16 protein-coding genes are annotated in these 14,876 nt (G+C 65.1%); 11 read left to right on the plus strand and 5 right to left on the minus strand.

All coding sequences use genetic code 11. The features are described from left to right. Nucleotides 1–137: 137 nt before the first annotated feature. The 3 genes from hemA to Q0R23_RS13025 form a co-directional block, all read right to left on the minus strand. Nucleotides 138–1,241, minus strand: a complete 1,104-nt coding sequence (gene hemA, locus Q0R23_RS13015; RefSeq protein WP_293913665.1) for a glutamyl-tRNA reductase — start codon at nt 1,239–1,241, stop codon at nt 138–140. Further along, on the minus strand, nt 1,238–1,777 hold the full coding sequence (locus Q0R23_RS13020) for a bifunctional precorrin-2 dehydrogenase/sirohydrochlorin ferrochelatase (RefSeq protein WP_293913667.1): 540 nt from the start codon (nt 1,775–1,777) through the stop codon (nt 1,238–1,240). The genes hemA and Q0R23_RS13020 overlap by 4 nt, the downstream gene beginning before the upstream one ends. A 160-nt stretch (nt 1,778–1,937) precedes the next feature. Beyond that, entirely contained in the window at nt 1,938–2,174 is a 237-nt protein-coding gene (locus Q0R23_RS13025) for a hypothetical protein (RefSeq protein WP_293913669.1), read from the minus strand. 152 nt (nt 2,175–2,326) lie between these two features. On the opposite strand from Q0R23_RS13025, the gene Q0R23_RS13030 reads away from it, so the two are divergent. Then, nucleotides 2,327–3,352, plus strand: a complete 1,026-nt coding sequence (locus Q0R23_RS13030) for a YpdA family putative bacillithiol disulfide reductase (RefSeq protein WP_293913671.1) — start codon at nt 2,327–2,329, stop codon at nt 3,350–3,352. A 39-nt stretch (nt 3,353–3,391) separates the two neighbouring features. On the opposite strand, the gene Q0R23_RS13035 is transcribed toward Q0R23_RS13030, so the two are convergent. Next, nucleotides 3,392–3,859, minus strand: coding sequence for a hypothetical protein (locus tag Q0R23_RS13035; protein WP_293913673.1), 468 nt, complete (start codon nt 3,857–3,859; stop codon nt 3,392–3,394). A 91-nt stretch (nt 3,860–3,950) separates the two neighbouring features. Here Q0R23_RS13035 and gatB point away from each other — a divergent pair, with 91 nt between their 5' ends. The 9 genes from gatB to Q0R23_RS13080 all read left to right on the plus strand — a co-directional run bounded on the left by gatB (nt 3,951) and on the right by Q0R23_RS13080 (nt 11,840). After that, entirely contained in the window at nt 3,951–5,363 is a 1,413-nt protein-coding gene (gene gatB, locus Q0R23_RS13040) for an Asp-tRNA(Asn)/Glu-tRNA(Gln) amidotransferase subunit GatB (RefSeq protein WP_293913675.1), read from the plus strand. 155 nt (nt 5,364–5,518) lie between these two features. Further along, nucleotides 5,519–6,178, plus strand: a complete 660-nt coding sequence (locus Q0R23_RS13045) for a hypothetical protein (RefSeq protein ID WP_293913677.1) — start codon at nt 5,519–5,521, stop codon at nt 6,176–6,178. 142 nt (nt 6,179–6,320) lie between these two features. Beyond that, entirely contained in the window at nt 6,321–7,361 is a 1,041-nt protein-coding gene (gene pstS / locus Q0R23_RS13050; RefSeq protein WP_293913679.1) for a phosphate ABC transporter substrate-binding protein PstS, read from the plus strand. 284 nt (nt 7,362–7,645) lie between these two features. After that, entirely contained in the window at nt 7,646–8,641 is a 996-nt protein-coding gene (pstC, locus tag Q0R23_RS13055; protein ID WP_293913681.1) for a phosphate ABC transporter permease subunit PstC, read from the plus strand. A 16-nt stretch (nt 8,642–8,657) separates the two neighbouring features. After that, the gene (gene pstA, locus Q0R23_RS13060) at nt 8,658–9,524 is read left to right on the plus strand and encodes a phosphate ABC transporter permease PstA (RefSeq protein WP_293913683.1); all 867 of its coding nucleotides are present in this window, start codon (nt 8,658–8,660) and stop codon (nt 9,522–9,524) included. A gap of 37 nt (nt 9,525–9,561) precedes the next feature. After that, the gene (gene pstB, locus Q0R23_RS13065; protein WP_293913685.1) at nt 9,562–10,320 is read left to right on the plus strand and encodes a phosphate ABC transporter ATP-binding protein PstB; all 759 of its coding nucleotides are present in this window, start codon (nt 9,562–9,564) and stop codon (nt 10,318–10,320) included. 101 nt (nt 10,321–10,421) lie between these two features. Next, nucleotides 10,422–11,069 (plus strand): PhoU domain-containing protein, encoded by a 648-nt coding sequence (locus Q0R23_RS13070; RefSeq protein WP_293913687.1) that lies wholly within the window; start codon nt 10,422–10,424, stop codon nt 11,067–11,069. 64 nt (nt 11,070–11,133) lie between these two features. Further along, the gene (locus tag Q0R23_RS13075) at nt 11,134–11,406 is read left to right on the plus strand and encodes a DUF4258 domain-containing protein (RefSeq protein ID WP_293913689.1); all 273 of its coding nucleotides are present in this window, start codon (nt 11,134–11,136) and stop codon (nt 11,404–11,406) included. 11 nt (nt 11,407–11,417) lie between these two features. After that, a complete protein-coding gene (locus Q0R23_RS13080; RefSeq protein ID WP_293913691.1) occupies nt 11,418–11,840 on the plus strand; it encodes a helix-turn-helix transcriptional regulator in 423 nt (140 codons plus the stop codon). Between the two features lie 52 nt (nt 11,841–11,892). On the opposite strand, the gene lon is transcribed toward Q0R23_RS13080, so the two are convergent. Beyond that, on the minus strand, nt 11,893–14,379 hold the full coding sequence (lon, locus tag Q0R23_RS13085; protein WP_293913693.1) for an endopeptidase La: 2,487 nt from the start codon (nt 14,377–14,379) through the stop codon (nt 11,893–11,895). Nucleotides 14,380–14,649: 270 nt separating this feature from the next. Here lon and Q0R23_RS13090 point away from each other — a divergent pair, with 270 nt between their 5' ends. After that, nucleotides 14,650–14,805, plus strand: a complete 156-nt coding sequence (locus Q0R23_RS13090; RefSeq protein ID WP_293913695.1) for a hypothetical protein — start codon at nt 14,650–14,652, stop codon at nt 14,803–14,805. The last annotated feature ends 71 nt before the right edge of the window (nt 14,806–14,876 follow it).

Below are 14,876 nucleotides of genomic sequence, written 5' to 3' on the forward strand. Positions count from 1 at the left end.
CCTGCTGCCAGAGGTGACCGAGGCATTCATACAGTTGACCTTTATTCGTATCATGATCCGGCGACTTGCTGAGTTTGAGCGGGAGAAACAGCTTGAATCAGCAGCCTAGCGGCAGCCTTACGCTTTCCAGACAGTCTCTAATCGCAGGCTGTCGAAAGGCTGGCCGAGGGCTGATGCTGCCGCAGCCGCGCCTCGAACATCGTCTGGCGCACGGTCTGCCAGCGCAGCAGGTCGCCGAGGTGCTCGTCGATGATGGCCTCGGCCCTGGGCAGCGCCTCGCGGCGGGAGGCCAGGTTGCGGCTGACCACGCTCTGAAGGTCGTCGAAGTTGTACAGGTGGGCGCCCGGCACGCTGTTGATGTCGGGATTGAGAATGCGCGGCACGCTGATGTCGATCAGCATCATGCGCCGCTCCGGGCGCCCACTCAGCGCTGCCTGAACGCCCTGGGCGCCCAGCACGTAATGCGGCGCGGCGCTGGAGGCGATCACCACGTCGGCTTCGGGCAGGACTTCGTGCAGGTACTCGGCGGCGCAGGCGCGGCCCCCCAGCTTGTCGGCCAGTTGGCGGGCACGCCCCTCGGTCCGGTTGACCACGATGATGTCGGTGACTCCGGCTGAACGCAGGTGCGTCAGCGTCAGCTCGGCGGTCTCGCCCGCGCCCAGGATCAAGGCGGTGCGGCCCGTCAGGTCGCCTAGCACCTGCGCGGCCAGCTCCACAGCGGCGCTCGACACGCTGACCACCTTGTCGGACAGGCCGGTTTCGCTGCGGACCTTCTTGCCCGCCGCCAGGGCGCCCTGGGCGGCTTTATTGAGCAGCGCGCCCGTGTCGTGGTGGCCGGAGGCGACCTGCCAGGCCCGCTTGACCTGCCCCTGAATCTGCGTCTCGCCGATGACCAGGCTGTCTATGCCCGACGCCACGCGGTAGAGGTGCCGGGCGGCGGCCTCGCCCTCGTGGACGTAGAGGTGGCCGCTGAACCACTCGCCCCACGACTGCTCGAAGGCGGCGAGTGGGTCGCCGCTGTAGCCCGCCAGGTAGACCTCGGTGCGGTTGCAGGTGGTCAGCAGCATCACCTCGCGGGCGTGTCGGCGCAGGTGCCTGAGCACGGCTTCCTGCTCGCTCTCGCGCACGGCGGCGCGTTCACGGACCTCCAGCGGCGCGGTGGTGTGGTTCAGACCCACCACGGCCAGGTTCAGGCCGGGCAGCCCATTCGTGGGCAAATCGAGCACCGGCAGCCCGCTCACAGCCCCACCCCGGCGCGAATCTGAACGCGCAGGTGGTCCAGCGCGGCGGCGCGTTCGGACCCGGCCAACTGAAGTGCGGCGTCGCGCTGGGCGCTCCAGTCGTTCATCGGCAGCGACTCCGGCAGCGCCGCGCCCAGCTTTTCGCGCAGGGCCTGGGCCAGCATCGGCAACTCGGTGCCGGTACTGATCGCCACGCTGAGGCCGCCGCGCTCTATCAATGCCGGAAAACGCAGCGTGCCCGCCTCGGCGGCTCCGGCGTGGTTGACCAGCAGGCCGCGCAGCCGGGCCAGGCGCGTGACCTCATCGTTGAGCGCCATACTGGAAGTGCAGGCCACGACCAGCCGGGCACCGTCCAGATCGGCGGTCTCGAAGGGGCGCCGCTGAATGTCGCCCGTCAGTTCGCTCAGCGCCGCGTTCACGTCCAGCGCCACCACGCGCAGCCGCAGGCCCGCCGCGCTCAGGGTGGTGGCCCGGCGCAGCGCCACCTCGCCGCCGCCGACGATCAGCGCCGTTTCACCGGCCAGATTCAGCGCCACACTCAACGTTCCACTCGACCTGTTTGACCTCGACCTATTTGACATCGACCTGTTTGACATCGCCGCCCGCATCACGCCCTCAGTATAAGTGGCCTGGCAGGGCGCAACGTCCCCCCGACTGGGTGGTGAGAAACCGGCAGGCGGCGCGGTCCACCGGCCCTCAGCGCCGTATTTTGCGGCGGTAGCGGTGGTTGGGCGGCGGAAAGAACAGCCTCATCAGTGCCCTGAAGGGAAAAAAGCCCAGCGTCCCCACCGCCGCGCCGCCCAGAACGGCCAGCAGGATATTCCAGTTCAGCGCCATCCACAGGGCGATAAACACGAAGGTGCCCAGGCTGGACGCCAGCAGCAGCGCAAATCGCCGGGCATGGTCCACGTGGGTCATCGAGTCGAGGTTCATATCAGCAGTTGAGCACGGCTGGGCGCGGAGAATTGTAGGAGGTAGGGAGTAGGAAGTGGGCAGTGGGCAGTGGGAAAAGATCAAGCCCTACTTCCCACTGCCCACTGCCCCATCACACCGTTTTCCTGCCGCCGACATGGCACACTTCTCCAATGACGATTTCGAGTGAATCTGCGACTTCCGGCCTGATCGATGTGGCCATCATCGGGGCGGGGCCGGTGGGGCTGGCGGCGGCGATCAGTTGCAAGCGGGCGGGGCTGAGTTACGTGGTGCTCGACAAGGGCTGCGTGGTCAACGCCATTTTCGATTACCCCACCTACATGACCTTTTTTACCACCGCGCCGGAGCTGGAGATCGGTGGGCACCCGATGGTGACCGGGCACGACAAGCCCGACCGCAAGGACGCGCTGATGTATTACCGCCTGGTGGCCCAGCGCGAGGCGCTCAGCATTCGCCAGTACACCGAGGTCACGCGCGTCCACGCCGCGCCCGCCGGGTTCACGCTGGAAGTCGAGGCCAAGGACGGACAGATGGACACCGTGGAAGCCCGCCGGGTGGTGGTCGCCACCGGCTACTACGACAATCCGCACGCCCTGGGTATTCCCGGTGAGGACGCGGAGAATGTCAGCCACTACTACACCGAGGCGCATCCCTTCTGGCAGCTCGACGTGACCGTGATCGGCGCGGGCAACAGCGCCGCCGACGCCGCCCTGGATCTGTGGCGAGGCGGCGCCAATGTGACGATGGTGGTGCGGGCACCTGAGCTGAAATCCACCATCAAGTACTGGGTGCGCCCGGACCTGGAAAACCGCATCAAGGCGGGCAGCATCAAGGCCCACTTCGAGTCGCGCCTTCTCGAAATCCACCCGGAACACGTGCTGGTGGAGTGCGCGGACGGCAGCACCTTCGAGCTGCCCACCGATTTCACCTTCGCCCTGACCGGCTACCGCCCCAAGCTGAATTTCCTCGAAGACCTGAACCTGGCGACCCTGCCCGACGAGTGCCTGCGCCTGAGCAGCACGCACGAGAGCAGCGTGCCGGGCCTGTTCGTGGCCGGGTCGGCGGGCTACGCGGGCCGGACCAACCAGGTCTTCATCGAGAACGGGCGCATCCACGCCGAGGAAGCCGTAGCCGAGATTGCAAGGCAGTTGCAGGAGCGGGAAGCCGCGCTGGTGTGAGGCGTGGAGAGCGGACAGACGCTGTGCAGCCCGGTCTACTTAGCCCACAAAACCCCTCACCTGCTTCGGTAACTCGCGGCCCAGCGCCCGCAGGTACACGCTGGCCTTGGCGGCAAAAATAAACACCGACTCGCGGTAGGTGTAGAAGGTCATGCCCAGCGGGACGGCGTGCGACCCTCGCTGAACGGGCTGGTCGAGCTGCTCGTTGCTCAGGGCACAGAGCGCCGCCCACATATCGGCGTCGAGGCGAGTGAACCAGGCCGTGAACTCAGGGACGGTGCTGAGGCTACCAGGGGCGGATGCGTCGAAGGTCAGCTCCAGGGTTTCAAACAGCCGGGTATAGCTGGCCTGAATCTGGCCCTGTTCGGTCAGGAGTTGCCGGAGCGTGAGTGTCTGAGCGCCCAGGCTGAAGCTGAGGTCTTCACCTTGCAGCGCGGCCAGAATCTCGCTTCGCAGGTTGTGCGTCAACTCGAACAGCGCGGCTTTTTGTGGCGTCAGGCGGTTCATAGGTGCCTCCGGAATACGGCTTCGTTGAGCATATACGGCGCTCCCCACCGGCCACAAGCCACGCGCCGCGAGTCCCCCTATACTCCTTGCCATGTACCAACCCGTCATCGGCCTGGAAGTCCACCTGCACCTGAGAACCCGCACCAAGATCTTCAGCGCGTGCAGCACGGAGTATTTCGGCAAGGAACCCAACAGCTACATCGATCCGTTCACGCTGGGGCTGCCGGGCACGCTGCCGACCCTCAACCGTGAGGCGGTGCGGCTGGCGATCATGTTCGGCCTGGCGCTGGAGTGCGACGTGGCGGGCTTTACCCAGTTTCACCGCAAGAACTACTTCTACCCCGACGCCCCCAAAAACTTCCAGCTCTCGCAGTATGACCGGCCCATCGCCCGCAATGGTCGGCTGGAACTCGGCGGCCAGACCATCCGGATTGCCCGCGCCCACCTCGAAGACGACGCCGGAAAGCTGATGCACCCGACGTATGCGCCCTACAGCCTGCTGGATCTCAACCGCGCCGGAATGCCGCTGATCGAGATGGTCACCGAGGCCGATCTGAGCACCCCGGAGCAGGCCCGCGACTTTCTGGTCCAGATTCGGGCCATCGCCCAATCTCTCGGCGTCAGCGAGGCCAACCCCGAAGAGGGTCAGATGCGCTGCGACGTGAATGTCAGTCTACACAGGCCCGGCGAGCCCTGGGGCACCAAGGTGGAGGTCAAGAACCTCAATTCCTTTCGCAGCGTGCAACGGTCGCTCGAATACGAGATCGCCCGTCAGACACGCCTTCTGGCTGCTGGCGGCGCCGTCAGCCAGGACACCATGGGCTGGGACGACGGCGGCCAGAAGACGTTTGTCATGCGCACCAAGGAGGGCGAGGCCGACTACCGTTACTTCCCAGAGCCCGATCTGCCCCCGCTGAACATCACCCCGGAGATGATCGCGGCGGTGCGGGAAACGATGCCTGAACTGCCTGCCCAGAAACGGGAGCGCTACCTGGCCCTGGGTATCCGCGAGGCCGAGGCGCTGAGCCTGGACGCCGGGCTGAGCCGCTTTCTGGATAGAGGTCTGGAAGGCGCCCCGGTAGACGCACAGAAGCTCAGCAACTGGCTGCTGACCGAGGTCGCCGGATACCTGGCCGCCCGCGAGCAGAAGCTGGAGGCCAGCCCGCTTGAGCCCGCCCACCTGGCGAACCTGGTCCGCCTGATCGACGCCGGAACCATCAGCGGCAAGATGGCCAAGGACCTGCTGCCAGGCGTGATGGACGGCCATGACCCCGCCGTGCTGGTGCGTGAGCGCGGGCTGGCGGTGCTCAGCGACACCGGGGCGATCGAGGCCGCCATCGACGCCGCCCTGCTGGCCGACCCCGCCACGGTGCAGAAGGTGCGCGGCGGCAATGCCAAGGCCAGCAACGCCCTGTTCGGCCCGGTCATGAAGGCCCTGGGCGGCCAGGCCAGGCCCGACGTGGTGCGCGAGCTGCTGAACAAAAAACTGGGAGTGAGGAGCTGAATCTTGAGTGTCTGCGCCTGGAGTGTCTGCGCCTGGAGCGCCTGCACCTTGAGTGTCTGCGCTTTGAGTGGTTGGGGCGACGTTGTGACCGGCCCGGACCCGCTAGGGTGGGCGGACGTGCAGAGTGAACCGCAGAACGCCGATACGGAGACGGGTTGAACGCCGCCCTTGCCCGGCAGGCCACGCTGGTCGCCCTCTGGGTGCAGATCGCGGCGATGATCGCCAGTGGGGTCTACGGCGCCCTGAGCGGCAGTGGGCCGCGAGACTCGTTGTGGTGGCTGAGCATCGCTGGAACGCTGCTGGCCGTCACCAGTCTGGCCCTCTGGACGCTGCTGCTGGGCGGCTACCTGCGCGGGCTGGCGGCGCCGGAACACAGCGGACTCCTGCGGGCTTTCCGGCGGACCTTCCCGTGGCTGATCGCGCTCAACGCCGCCCTGCTGCTGGTCATTTCCGCAGCGGTGATGACCGCCTCGCTCAGCGGCCTGGCCGATGAGGTCAATCCGCTGGCCGCGCTGCTGTATTTTCTGGCTTCGGGTACGGGTCTGGTCACCAACCTGGCCATCTTCGCCGTCACCAGCCTGCTGTTTACCCAGCCGGACAACCCGCTGGGCCGGGCCAGATTGCTGACCTGGCTCAATGTCTCCGCCGCCGCGAGCGTCGCCTTTACCATCATGAGCGTGTGGCCTCCGGCGGGGCTGCTGAGCGTCCATACCCTGGCCGATCAGCTTATCAGCGGCGTTCAGGGCCTGCTGGACGTGGCCGTGACCCTGCTGCTGATGCAGGCGGTGCGGCTGCTGCCAGCCGGGTGGGAGTAGCCGGGCGAGAATAGCCGGGCGGGAGTAAGAGAGTGGCGGGCAGTGGGAACAGCGAGGGGCCAGGCGGGACACCACACCGAGCTGACAAAAGGCTGACACGGCAGTGACGTTCGCCTGACACAAAGCCAGCAGAGTGTGAGGCATGAAGAAGATTCTTTCCCTGGGCCTAAGCCTTGTTGCCGCTACTGTTGCCGCCACCACCGCCGCCGCCAGCGCCGCCACCGTCACGGGTGCGGGCGCCAGCTTTCCCTACCCGCTGTATTCCAAGATGTTCGCCGAGTACAAGAAGGCCAGCGGCACCGACGTCAACTACCAGTCGGTCGGCTCCGGCGCCGGGCAGCAGCAGATCATCGCCCGGACCGTCGATTTCGGCGCCAGCGACAACCCCATGAGCGACGAGGCCATGAAGCCCGCGCCCGGCAAGCTGCTGCACGTTCCGATGGCGATTGGCGCGGTGGTCCCGGCCTACAAGTTGCCGGGTGATCCCAAGCTGGTCTTCAGCGGCAAGCTGCTGGCCGACATCTACCTGGGCAAAGTCAAGCTGTGGAGCGACCCGGCCATCAAGGCCCTGAACCCCGGCGTGACCCTGCCCGGCCTGCCGATCACGGTGGCCCGCCGCTCGGACGGTTCCGGCACCACCGCCGTGTTCACCGATTACCTTAGCAAAGTCAGCAGCGAATGGAAGACCAAGGTCGGCGCGGCCAACAGCGTCCAGTGGCCCGTCGGCGTGGGCGGTAAGGGCAACGACGGCGTGGCGGGCATCGTCAAGAGCACGCCCGGCGCCATCGGTTACGTCGAGTTGGTCTACGCCAAGCAAAATGCCCTGTCGTTCGGCGCCGTCCAGAACCGCGCGGGCAAGGCCATCGTGGCCGACAACGGCCCGGCAGCCGCCGCCGCGCTCGGCGTGGTCATTCCGGCAGATACCCGCGTCAGCCTGACCAACAGCGCCAACGCCGACGCCTACCCGATTGCCAGCTTCACCTACGTCATCTTCTATCAGGACCAGAAGTACGGCAGCCGCACCCAGGAGCAGGCCAAGGACCTCAAGGCCCTGCTGACCTGGATGACCACCAGCGGCCAGGCGTACAACGAGCCGCTCGATTACGCCAAGCTGCCCGCCAACGTCGCCGCCAAGGCCAAGAGCATCATCGGCACCATGAACTACGGTGGCGCCAAGTTTTAGAGCAGTACTCCGAATTACGCCACGGGGAAAACAGCCTCCCCGCGCCTCCATTCTGCGTTCTGCTCAGTCAAAACTACTCGCTCCGCTCGGTCATAAAAAGACCCTTTTTATGACATTTGCTCTAATCTGAAGGTCTGAACCTCTCCACTCCACGCGGGGCGCTCCAGTATGGGCGTCCCGATTTCGCATATCGGGGTGGCCTGACCGGCGGCTGACACTCGGCGGTTGAAATAGACCCATGCGCTTTCGCCAGCCCTTCGCCGTACCAACAACGCAAGGCCGACATGAATGAAACCGTTTTGCGCCGGATAAACCGCCCACGCCTCAGCTCGAAGGGAGACGGCGTGTTCCGGCGCGTCGTCGTCGGGCTCTCGATGGTCATCGCCCTGACCTTCGTGCTCAGCATCGTGCTGCTGGGCGTGCAGTCGTGGCCCGCTATCCGGCAGTTCGGGCTGGGCTTTCTGAGCACCAACGTCTGGAATCCGCCCAAGAACGAGTTCGGTGCCCTGAGCCTGATGATCGGCACGCTGTTGACCAGTTTGCTGGCATTGATCATCAGTGTGCCGCTGGCCATCGCCTCGGCGCTGTTCGTCGCCGAGTACGCGCCGAAGTGGCTGGCCAACCCGGTCGGCTACCTGGTGGAACTGCTGGCCGCCGTGCCCAGCGTGGTCTACGGGCTGTGGGCCCTGTTCGCGCTCAAGCCACTGTTTCAGCAATTCCAGACCTGGCTCTTTCTCAGCAATCCGGGTCTGGCAGCTCAATGCACCGATCTGTTCAACGCGGGCAAAACGTCGTTACCGTGTTTCTTCATGCCTCAAGTTCTTGTGGGACAGGGCTTCCTGCTGGCCGTCACCATCCTGGCGATCATGATTTTGCCGTTCACCGCGTCGGTGGCCCGCGACGTGATCCGGCTGGTGCCCGCCGATCAGCGCGAAGCCATGTACGCGCTGGGCGCGACCAAGTGGGAAGTCATCAGCCTGGCGATCTTGCCCTACGCCCGCGCGGGCATCCTCGGCGGCGTGATCCTGGCGCTGGGCCGGGCGCTGGGCGAAACGCTGGCGGTGGCGATGGTCATCGGCAACACGCCCGAACTGCTCAAGAACATCTGGGCGCCGACCGCCACCATGGCCTCGATGATCGCCAACGAGTTCGGCGACGCCCGCGAGGGGCTGCACCGCGCCAGCGTGGTGGGACTGGGCCTGACGCTGTTTTTCGTCAGCGTGGTCGTGAATCTGGTGGCCCGCACCCTGATCGTGCGGATGACGCCGAAGGGGCTGTGAGATGGCCGTCTCACAGATGAAACCACCTCAGCCTGCCTCGCTGGGCCGCGCTGGTCTCAGCGGCAGCCGCAAGACCAAGAACGCCGTCATGGGCTATCTGATCGGCCTGGGTACCATCGTCGTGGTCGCGCCGCTGATCCTGATTTTCGGGTTTCTGCTGATTAAGGGCGTCGGTGCGCTGGACGCCAATTTCTTTCTGCACACGCCCGCCCCGGAAGGCGAGAAGGGCGGCGGCCTGGCCAACGCCATCACCGGCTCGCTGCTGATCCTGAGCATGGCTGCCGCGCTGGGCATCCTGGTGGGCGTGGCGGGCGGCGTCTTCCTGGCCGAGTATCCGCGCCACCGCCTGATGCCGATCACCCGCATGCTCAGCGACGTGCTCAGCGGCATTCCCGCCATCGTGATGGGCCTGGTGGTCTACGCGCTGGTGGTCCGTCCGATGGGCCATTTCAGTGCGCTGGCGGGCGGCATCGCTCTGGGACTCTTGATGGTGCCCATCGTGGTCCGCACCACCGAGGAGGTGCTGAAACTGGTGCCGCTCAGCGTGCGGGAGGCGGGGCTGGCGCTGGGGCTGCCGCAGTGGAAAGTCATTCTGAGCATCGTGCTTCCGGCGGCGGGCAGCGGCATCATCACCGGCGTGCTGCTGGCCTTATCCCGCGTGGCGGGCGAGGCGGCGCCGCTGCTGTTCACGGCCTTCGGCAGCAATCTGGTGAATTTCAATCCGCTAAACCCCACCAGTGCCCTGCCGCTGGAGATCTTCAAGGGGGCCACCAGCGCCTACGACGAAAACCAGCGGCTGGCCCAGGCCGGAGCGCTGCTGCTGATTACCTTGATTTTCATTACCTCGATGCTGGCGCGTTTCGCCAACCGGCCCAGACGGTAATGATGCAGACGCTAATGCAGACGCTTAAAGGAACCCCATGACCCAGCTTCTCACCGCCAGCAAAGTCGATATTTTCTACGGCAGCAAACAGGCTGTCCGGCAAGTTGACCTCAACGTCGAAAAGGGCACCGTCAACGCGCTGATCGGGCCGTCGGGCTGCGGCAAGACCACCTTTCTGCGGGCCATCAACCGGATGCACGACCTGACGCCGGGCGCCCGCGTGGCCGGAACCATCCTGCTCGACGGTCAGGACATCTACGCCCCCGGCGTGGACCCGGTGGAGGTGCGGCGCCGGGTCGGGATGGTGTTTCAAAAACCCAACCCCTTTCCGACCATGAGCGTCTTCGACAACGTGGTCAGCGGCCTCAAGCTGGCTGGCATGCGCGACCAGAAAGCGCTCCTAGAGGTCGCCGAGCGCTCCCTGCGCGGCGCGGCGCTGTGGGAAGAGGTCAAGGACCGCCTCAAGTCCCCGGCCACCGGCCTGTCGGGTGGGCAGCAGCAGCGGCTGTGCATCGCCCGCGCCCTGGCCGTCGAGCCGGAAATCCTGCTGATGGACGAGCCGACCTCGGCGCTCGACCCGGCCAGCACCGCCAAGATCGAAGACCTGATGACCGAGCTGAAAAAGGTCACGACCATCATCATCGTGACCCACAACATGCACCAGGCCGCCCGCGTGTCGGGCACCACCAGTTTTTTCCTCAACGGCGATCTGGTCGAGCACGGCGTCACCGATCAGATCTTCACTTCGCCGCGTGACCCGCGCACCGAGGCGTACGTGACGGGCCGCTTCGGGTGAGTCCTAATAAAGTGAGTCCTAATAAAGTACAGTCGAGACGTTGATGAAATCGCCTTTTCTACATGACATACCCCTTACGTCCATGATTCAGACTGGCTCCCATGACCTCCAGCATCCCTAACCAGACACGGGCGCATCTGAGCGCTCGTTTTCTGCGGATGCTCAGCATTACGCTCGAACAGATGTCGCTGCTTCAGGGCGCGGCGGGGCGGGGCGCCTTCGCCGGGCTGGCCGAGCGCACCGCCGCGCTGGAGCGCGAAACCGACGTGCTGGAGCACGAACTCGAAGACCTCTGCCTGAGTGCTCTGGCCGAGGCGCCGGGTGAGCACGACCTGCACTTCTACGTGATGGTGTTTCGCAGCCTGGCCGATCTGGAGCGGGTCGGTGATTATGGGCGCCAGGTGGGCCGCGACCTGGAGGCGCTGGAGCCGTTTGCCCAGAGCGCGGCCCTCCAAGACGTGTTGCCGATTGCCCGGCTGCTCGGCAGCATGTTAGAGCGCCTGGCCTACGCCTTCGCCGAGCGCGACCTCAGCGGTGTACGCGACGTGATGAAGCTCGACTCCGAGCAGGTGGACGCCCTGTACGAGCAGCTTCAGCGGGCTTCATTGACCCGCATTCTGGAAAACCCGCATGACGTCAGCGCCGCCCTGACCGCCACCCGCATGGCCCGCAGCCTGGAGCGGCTGGGCGACCATGTGGTGAACGTGGCCGAGCGGCTGGAAGCCAACATGTTGCAGGCGGGAGACTAAAAGTTAGCTTTTGTGCTAATATATCCGAGCGTCTGGCGGCTTTGATCTGACCACAGATGAGGTGTTGGACTGGGAGCTGACGGCCATCTGGCAGGCGGTGGACCAGGATACTCTGCTGTTCAGTCGGCACGCTCGCCAGGAACTGAGTCTGGATGCCCTGACGTTCGAAGACGCGACGGACGTCATCTGCTTTCCCGACGAGATCAGTAAAGACCTACCGGGCGGCACCCGCGCACCAGGACTCAATTTTGACCGTCACTTCGCTCGCGTGCGATTTCGAGTCAAAGTCGGCTGGAACGGCAGCTATTACATCGTTGTGACCGCAATGTCGAATTGAGAGGAGAAAAGATGTTGACCCCAACGACTTATCAAGAGATTCAACGCGGCGTTCAAATCACCGTTAGAGAAGTGCCGACAACTTTCAACGACTCGGACGAGGAACTGGGCTTCAGCCTGGGTGTCATGCGAAATCTGGACGCACTGATCGCTCAGGCGCTGGCTGACGCCGTTCCAGACACGACTACCCTCGAACTGGAGTATGCCGAGATCGTCCCTGCGCCCGATCCGGTCAGCCTGGAGCTGCGGCGGGCGCTGAGGCTGCGGCGGGTTAGCGGTGCTCAGGTCGCCCAGAGACTCGGTGTAACTCCGCCGGTGGTGTCGCGCTGGCTCAGCCCCGATTACCACGCGCACGGCATGGACTCGTTGCGCCGCATCGCCGAGGTGCTGGAGATGGACGTGGAAGTCAAGCTGGTGCCCAGGCGCCCGGTGTGACAACAGCAAAGCGGGCGGCCTGGTAAGGGTCGCCCGCTTTCACTAAATTTGCTTACGCCGAGGCCGGAGCCTCAGCCGCGCCACGCTTGCGCCGGACGGTCTTCTTTACCGGCTCGCTGCTTTCTCCGCCCGCGCCGCCTGCCGAACCGATCCCGCGTTCAAGCGCCGCCAGGCCACCGACGATAGACACGTCGAGCACCTGATCCAGATTCTCCGCCGGGTGAAACTCCATGCTGGAGCGCAGGTGCAGCGGAATGTCGCGCAGGTCCGGCTCGTTGCTCTTGGGCATGATGATGTGCTTGATGCCCGCCCGGCGTGCGCCCAGCACCTTCTCCCTGAGCCCGCCGATGGGCAGGTAGCGGCCCGTCAGGGTGATCTCGCCGGTCATGGCCACGTCGTGCCGGGCCGGAATGCCCGATAGCGCACTGATTAAGCTGGTGGCAATCGCCCCGCCCGCGCTGGGGCCTTCCTTGGGAATGGCGCCCGCCGGAAAGTGGACGTGAATCTCGCTGTTGTCGATCTTGTCCTTGTCGATGTGGAAGCGCTCGGCGTTGGTCTTGATGTAGGTCAGGGCCGCTCTGGCCGACTCCTTCATCACGTCGCCGATCTGTCCGGTCAGCAGCAGGCCCTTGCCGGGGCTCACCGAGGTCTCCACGAACAGGATGTCGCCGCCCACCGGGGTGTAGAACATGCCGGTGGCCAGGCCCACGGTGTCTTCACGCGCTTCGGTTTCAGGCGTGTAGCGGCTCTGGCCCAGGTAGCGGTCGAGCTCCTTGTCGGTCACCTTGACGCGCTTGGGGCCGCCGCCAGCCAGCCTGCGGGCGACCTTGCGGGCGACTGTGCCGATCTCGCGCTCCAGGTTGCGCACGCCCGCCTCGCGGGTGTAGTTGGAAATCAGGCGCTCCAGGGCCGCGTCGGTAATCTGGATCTGGTTGCCCTTGAGCCCGTTCTGGTCGAGCTGGCGGGGCAGCAGGTAGCGCTTGGCGATTTCGAGCTTCTCGGATTCGATGTAGCTCGAAAAATCGATGACCTCCATGCGGTCATAGAGCGCCGCCGGAATCTGGTCGGGGTAGTTGGCGGTGGCGATGAACATCACTTCGGACAGGTCGAACGGCACGCCCAGGTAGTGGTCGGTGAAGTTGAAGTTCTGGGCCGGGTCCAGCACTTCCAGCAGCGCCGAGCTGGGGTCGCCCTGGTGGCTGGTGCCGAGCTTGTCCACCTCGTCGAGCAGCACCACCGGGTTCTTGGTGCCCGCCGTGCGCAGGCCCTGAATCAGCCGACCCGGCATGGCGCCGATGTAGGTGCGGCGGTGGCCCCGGATGTCGGACTCGTCGCGGGCGCCGCCCAGCGCGATGCGAACATACTTGCGGCCCAGCGCCTTGGCGATGCTCTGGGCGATGGAGGTCTTGCCCACGCCTGGAGGGCCGGTGAAGACCAGAATCGGGCCTTTGTTGACCTCGCCCGCGTCGATCTCGCCGCGCTCGGCCCGCGCCTTGCGGAGCTGACGCACGGCCAGGTACTCCAGCACCCGGTCCTTGACTTTTTCCAGGCCGAAGTGGTCGTCGTCCAAGATGCGGGCGGCCTCGTTGACGTCGAGCTGATCGTCGCTGCGCACGTTCCAGGGCAGCTCGGTCACCCAGGTCAGGTAGGTGCGGATGACGGTGGCCTCGGCGGCGTCGGGGTGCATCCGCGACAGGCGGTTCAGCTCGCGGTCAATTTCCTTTTTCACGTCGGGCAGCAGGCCCAGCGCCTCGATCTTGACGCGCAGCTCCTCGGTCTCGTCGGTCTCGCCGTCCTCGCCGCCGTGGAGTTCCTTCTGGATGACCTTCATCTGCTCGCGCAGGTAGTATTCGCGCTGGTTGCGGTCGATCTCCTCTTTAACCTGGGCGCGGATCTTTTGCTGCACGGCCATGACTTCCTGCTCGGCGTCGAGGAGCGTCAGCACCTTCTTGAGCCGCCCGGTCAGGGTCGCCTCCTCCAGCACGGTCTGCTTGTCTTCCAGGCGGAAATCCATGTGGAAGGCGATGAAGTCGGCCAGCTCGCTGGGGTCTTCCTTGCCCTGAATGGCCTGCACGGCGTCGGGCGTCAGACCCTTGCCGCCCTGGATGACCGATTCGAACTTGTCGTTGAGTTCGCGCACCAGCGCCTGTAACTCCACCGACTTCCCGGCCTTGACGCTCATGACCTGCACGTCGGCCCGCAAAAACTCGGTCTTGGTGTAGCGGGCCACCCGCACGCGGGCCAGGGCGGTCACCAGCATCTGCACCGTGCCGTCGGGGTTCTTGCGCACGCGCAGCACGTTGCAGGCGGTGCCCACGTCGTACAGGTCGCTGCCCTCCGGGTCGTCGATGTCCTTGTCGCGCTGCGAGACGATCAGGATGACCTTCTCCTCGGCCATGGCGGCGTCGATGGCCGAGATGCTGAGCGCCCGGCTGGCGTCGATGTGCTGCACCATGGTCGGGTAAATGACGCTGCCGCGAACCGGGCAGACGGGAATGTTGAAGGGAATGGTCGGGGTGGGAACGTTGTCGGTCGGCATGAACGGCTCCTTTCGCCTGTGCAGGGAAACGCTATCTTCGGGCGGTACTCGAACGTCTACCGGGAAAGATAACGCAGATAACTTGAGTCAGATAGTATCAAGTAACCACCATGATTACAAGTCAGGAGCGTTGCGCAGAAGCTGGGCAGAAGCGGTGCCGGGCATAGCAGAATAACGCCCGCTGGGAGGGGCTGGGTGACCGCTTCCCAAGTGCCTACTGTACTCCTGTTCGGCTGACACAACCCTCACGGCGACCTGACGAGGCGTTTAATGTTGAGCGGGCAGGGCCGGGGGCCAGGTGCCGCGCTGACCGGTGGACCGACTGGATATACGGTGCTGGAGTCGGTGCTGGATGTGGGCGTGTCGTTTGAGGTCCAGAGCAGATGTCATAAAAAGACCCTTTTTATGACCGAGCGGAGCGAGTAGTTTTAACTGAGCAGGACGCAGAATGGAGGCGCGGGGAGGCTGTTTTCCCCGTGGCGTAATTCGGAGTACTG

The sequence above is a fragment of the Deinococcus sp. genome (genome assembly GCF_025362455.1).
Lineage (GTDB): Bacteria > Deinococcota > Deinococci > Deinococcales > Deinococcaceae > Deinococcus.

Bases quoted from the DNA above. Each gene is read 5' to 3' on its own strand.
- Q0R23_RS13025 (WP_293913669.1), bottom strand. From the start codon at position 2,174: ATGAACCTCGACTCGATGACCCACGTGGACCATGCCCGGCGATTTGCG.
- Q0R23_RS13030 (WP_293913671.1), top strand. From the start codon at position 2,327: ATGACGATTTCGAGTGAATCTGCGACTTCCGGCCTGATCGATGTGGCC.
- Q0R23_RS13035 (WP_293913673.1), bottom strand. From the start codon at position 3,859: ATGAACCGCCTGACGCCACAAAAAGCCGCGCTGTTCGAGTTGACGCAC.
- gatB (WP_293913675.1), top strand. From the start codon at position 3,951: ATGTACCAACCCGTCATCGGCCTGGAAGTCCACCTGCACCTGAGAACC.
- pstS (WP_293913679.1), top strand. From the start codon at position 6,321: ATGAAGAAGATTCTTTCCCTGGGCCTAAGCCTTGTTGCCGCTACTGTT.
- pstC (WP_293913681.1), top strand. From the start codon at position 7,646: ATGAATGAAACCGTTTTGCGCCGGATAAACCGCCCACGCCTCAGCTCG.
- pstA (WP_293913683.1), top strand. From the start codon at position 8,658: ATGAAACCACCTCAGCCTGCCTCGCTGGGCCGCGCTGGTCTCAGCGGC.
- pstB (WP_293913685.1), top strand. From the start codon at position 9,562: ATGACCCAGCTTCTCACCGCCAGCAAAGTCGATATTTTCTACGGCAGC.
- Q0R23_RS13070 (WP_293913687.1), top strand. From the start codon at position 10,422: ATGACCTCCAGCATCCCTAACCAGACACGGGCGCATCTGAGCGCTCGT.
- Q0R23_RS13080 (WP_293913691.1), top strand. From the start codon at position 11,418: ATGTTGACCCCAACGACTTATCAAGAGATTCAACGCGGCGTTCAAATC.
- lon (WP_293913693.1), bottom strand. From the start codon at position 14,379: ATGCCGACCGACAACGTTCCCACCCCGACCATTCCCTTCAACATTCCC.
- Q0R23_RS13090 (WP_293913695.1), top strand. From the start codon at position 14,650: ATGTTGAGCGGGCAGGGCCGGGGGCCAGGTGCCGCGCTGACCGGTGGA.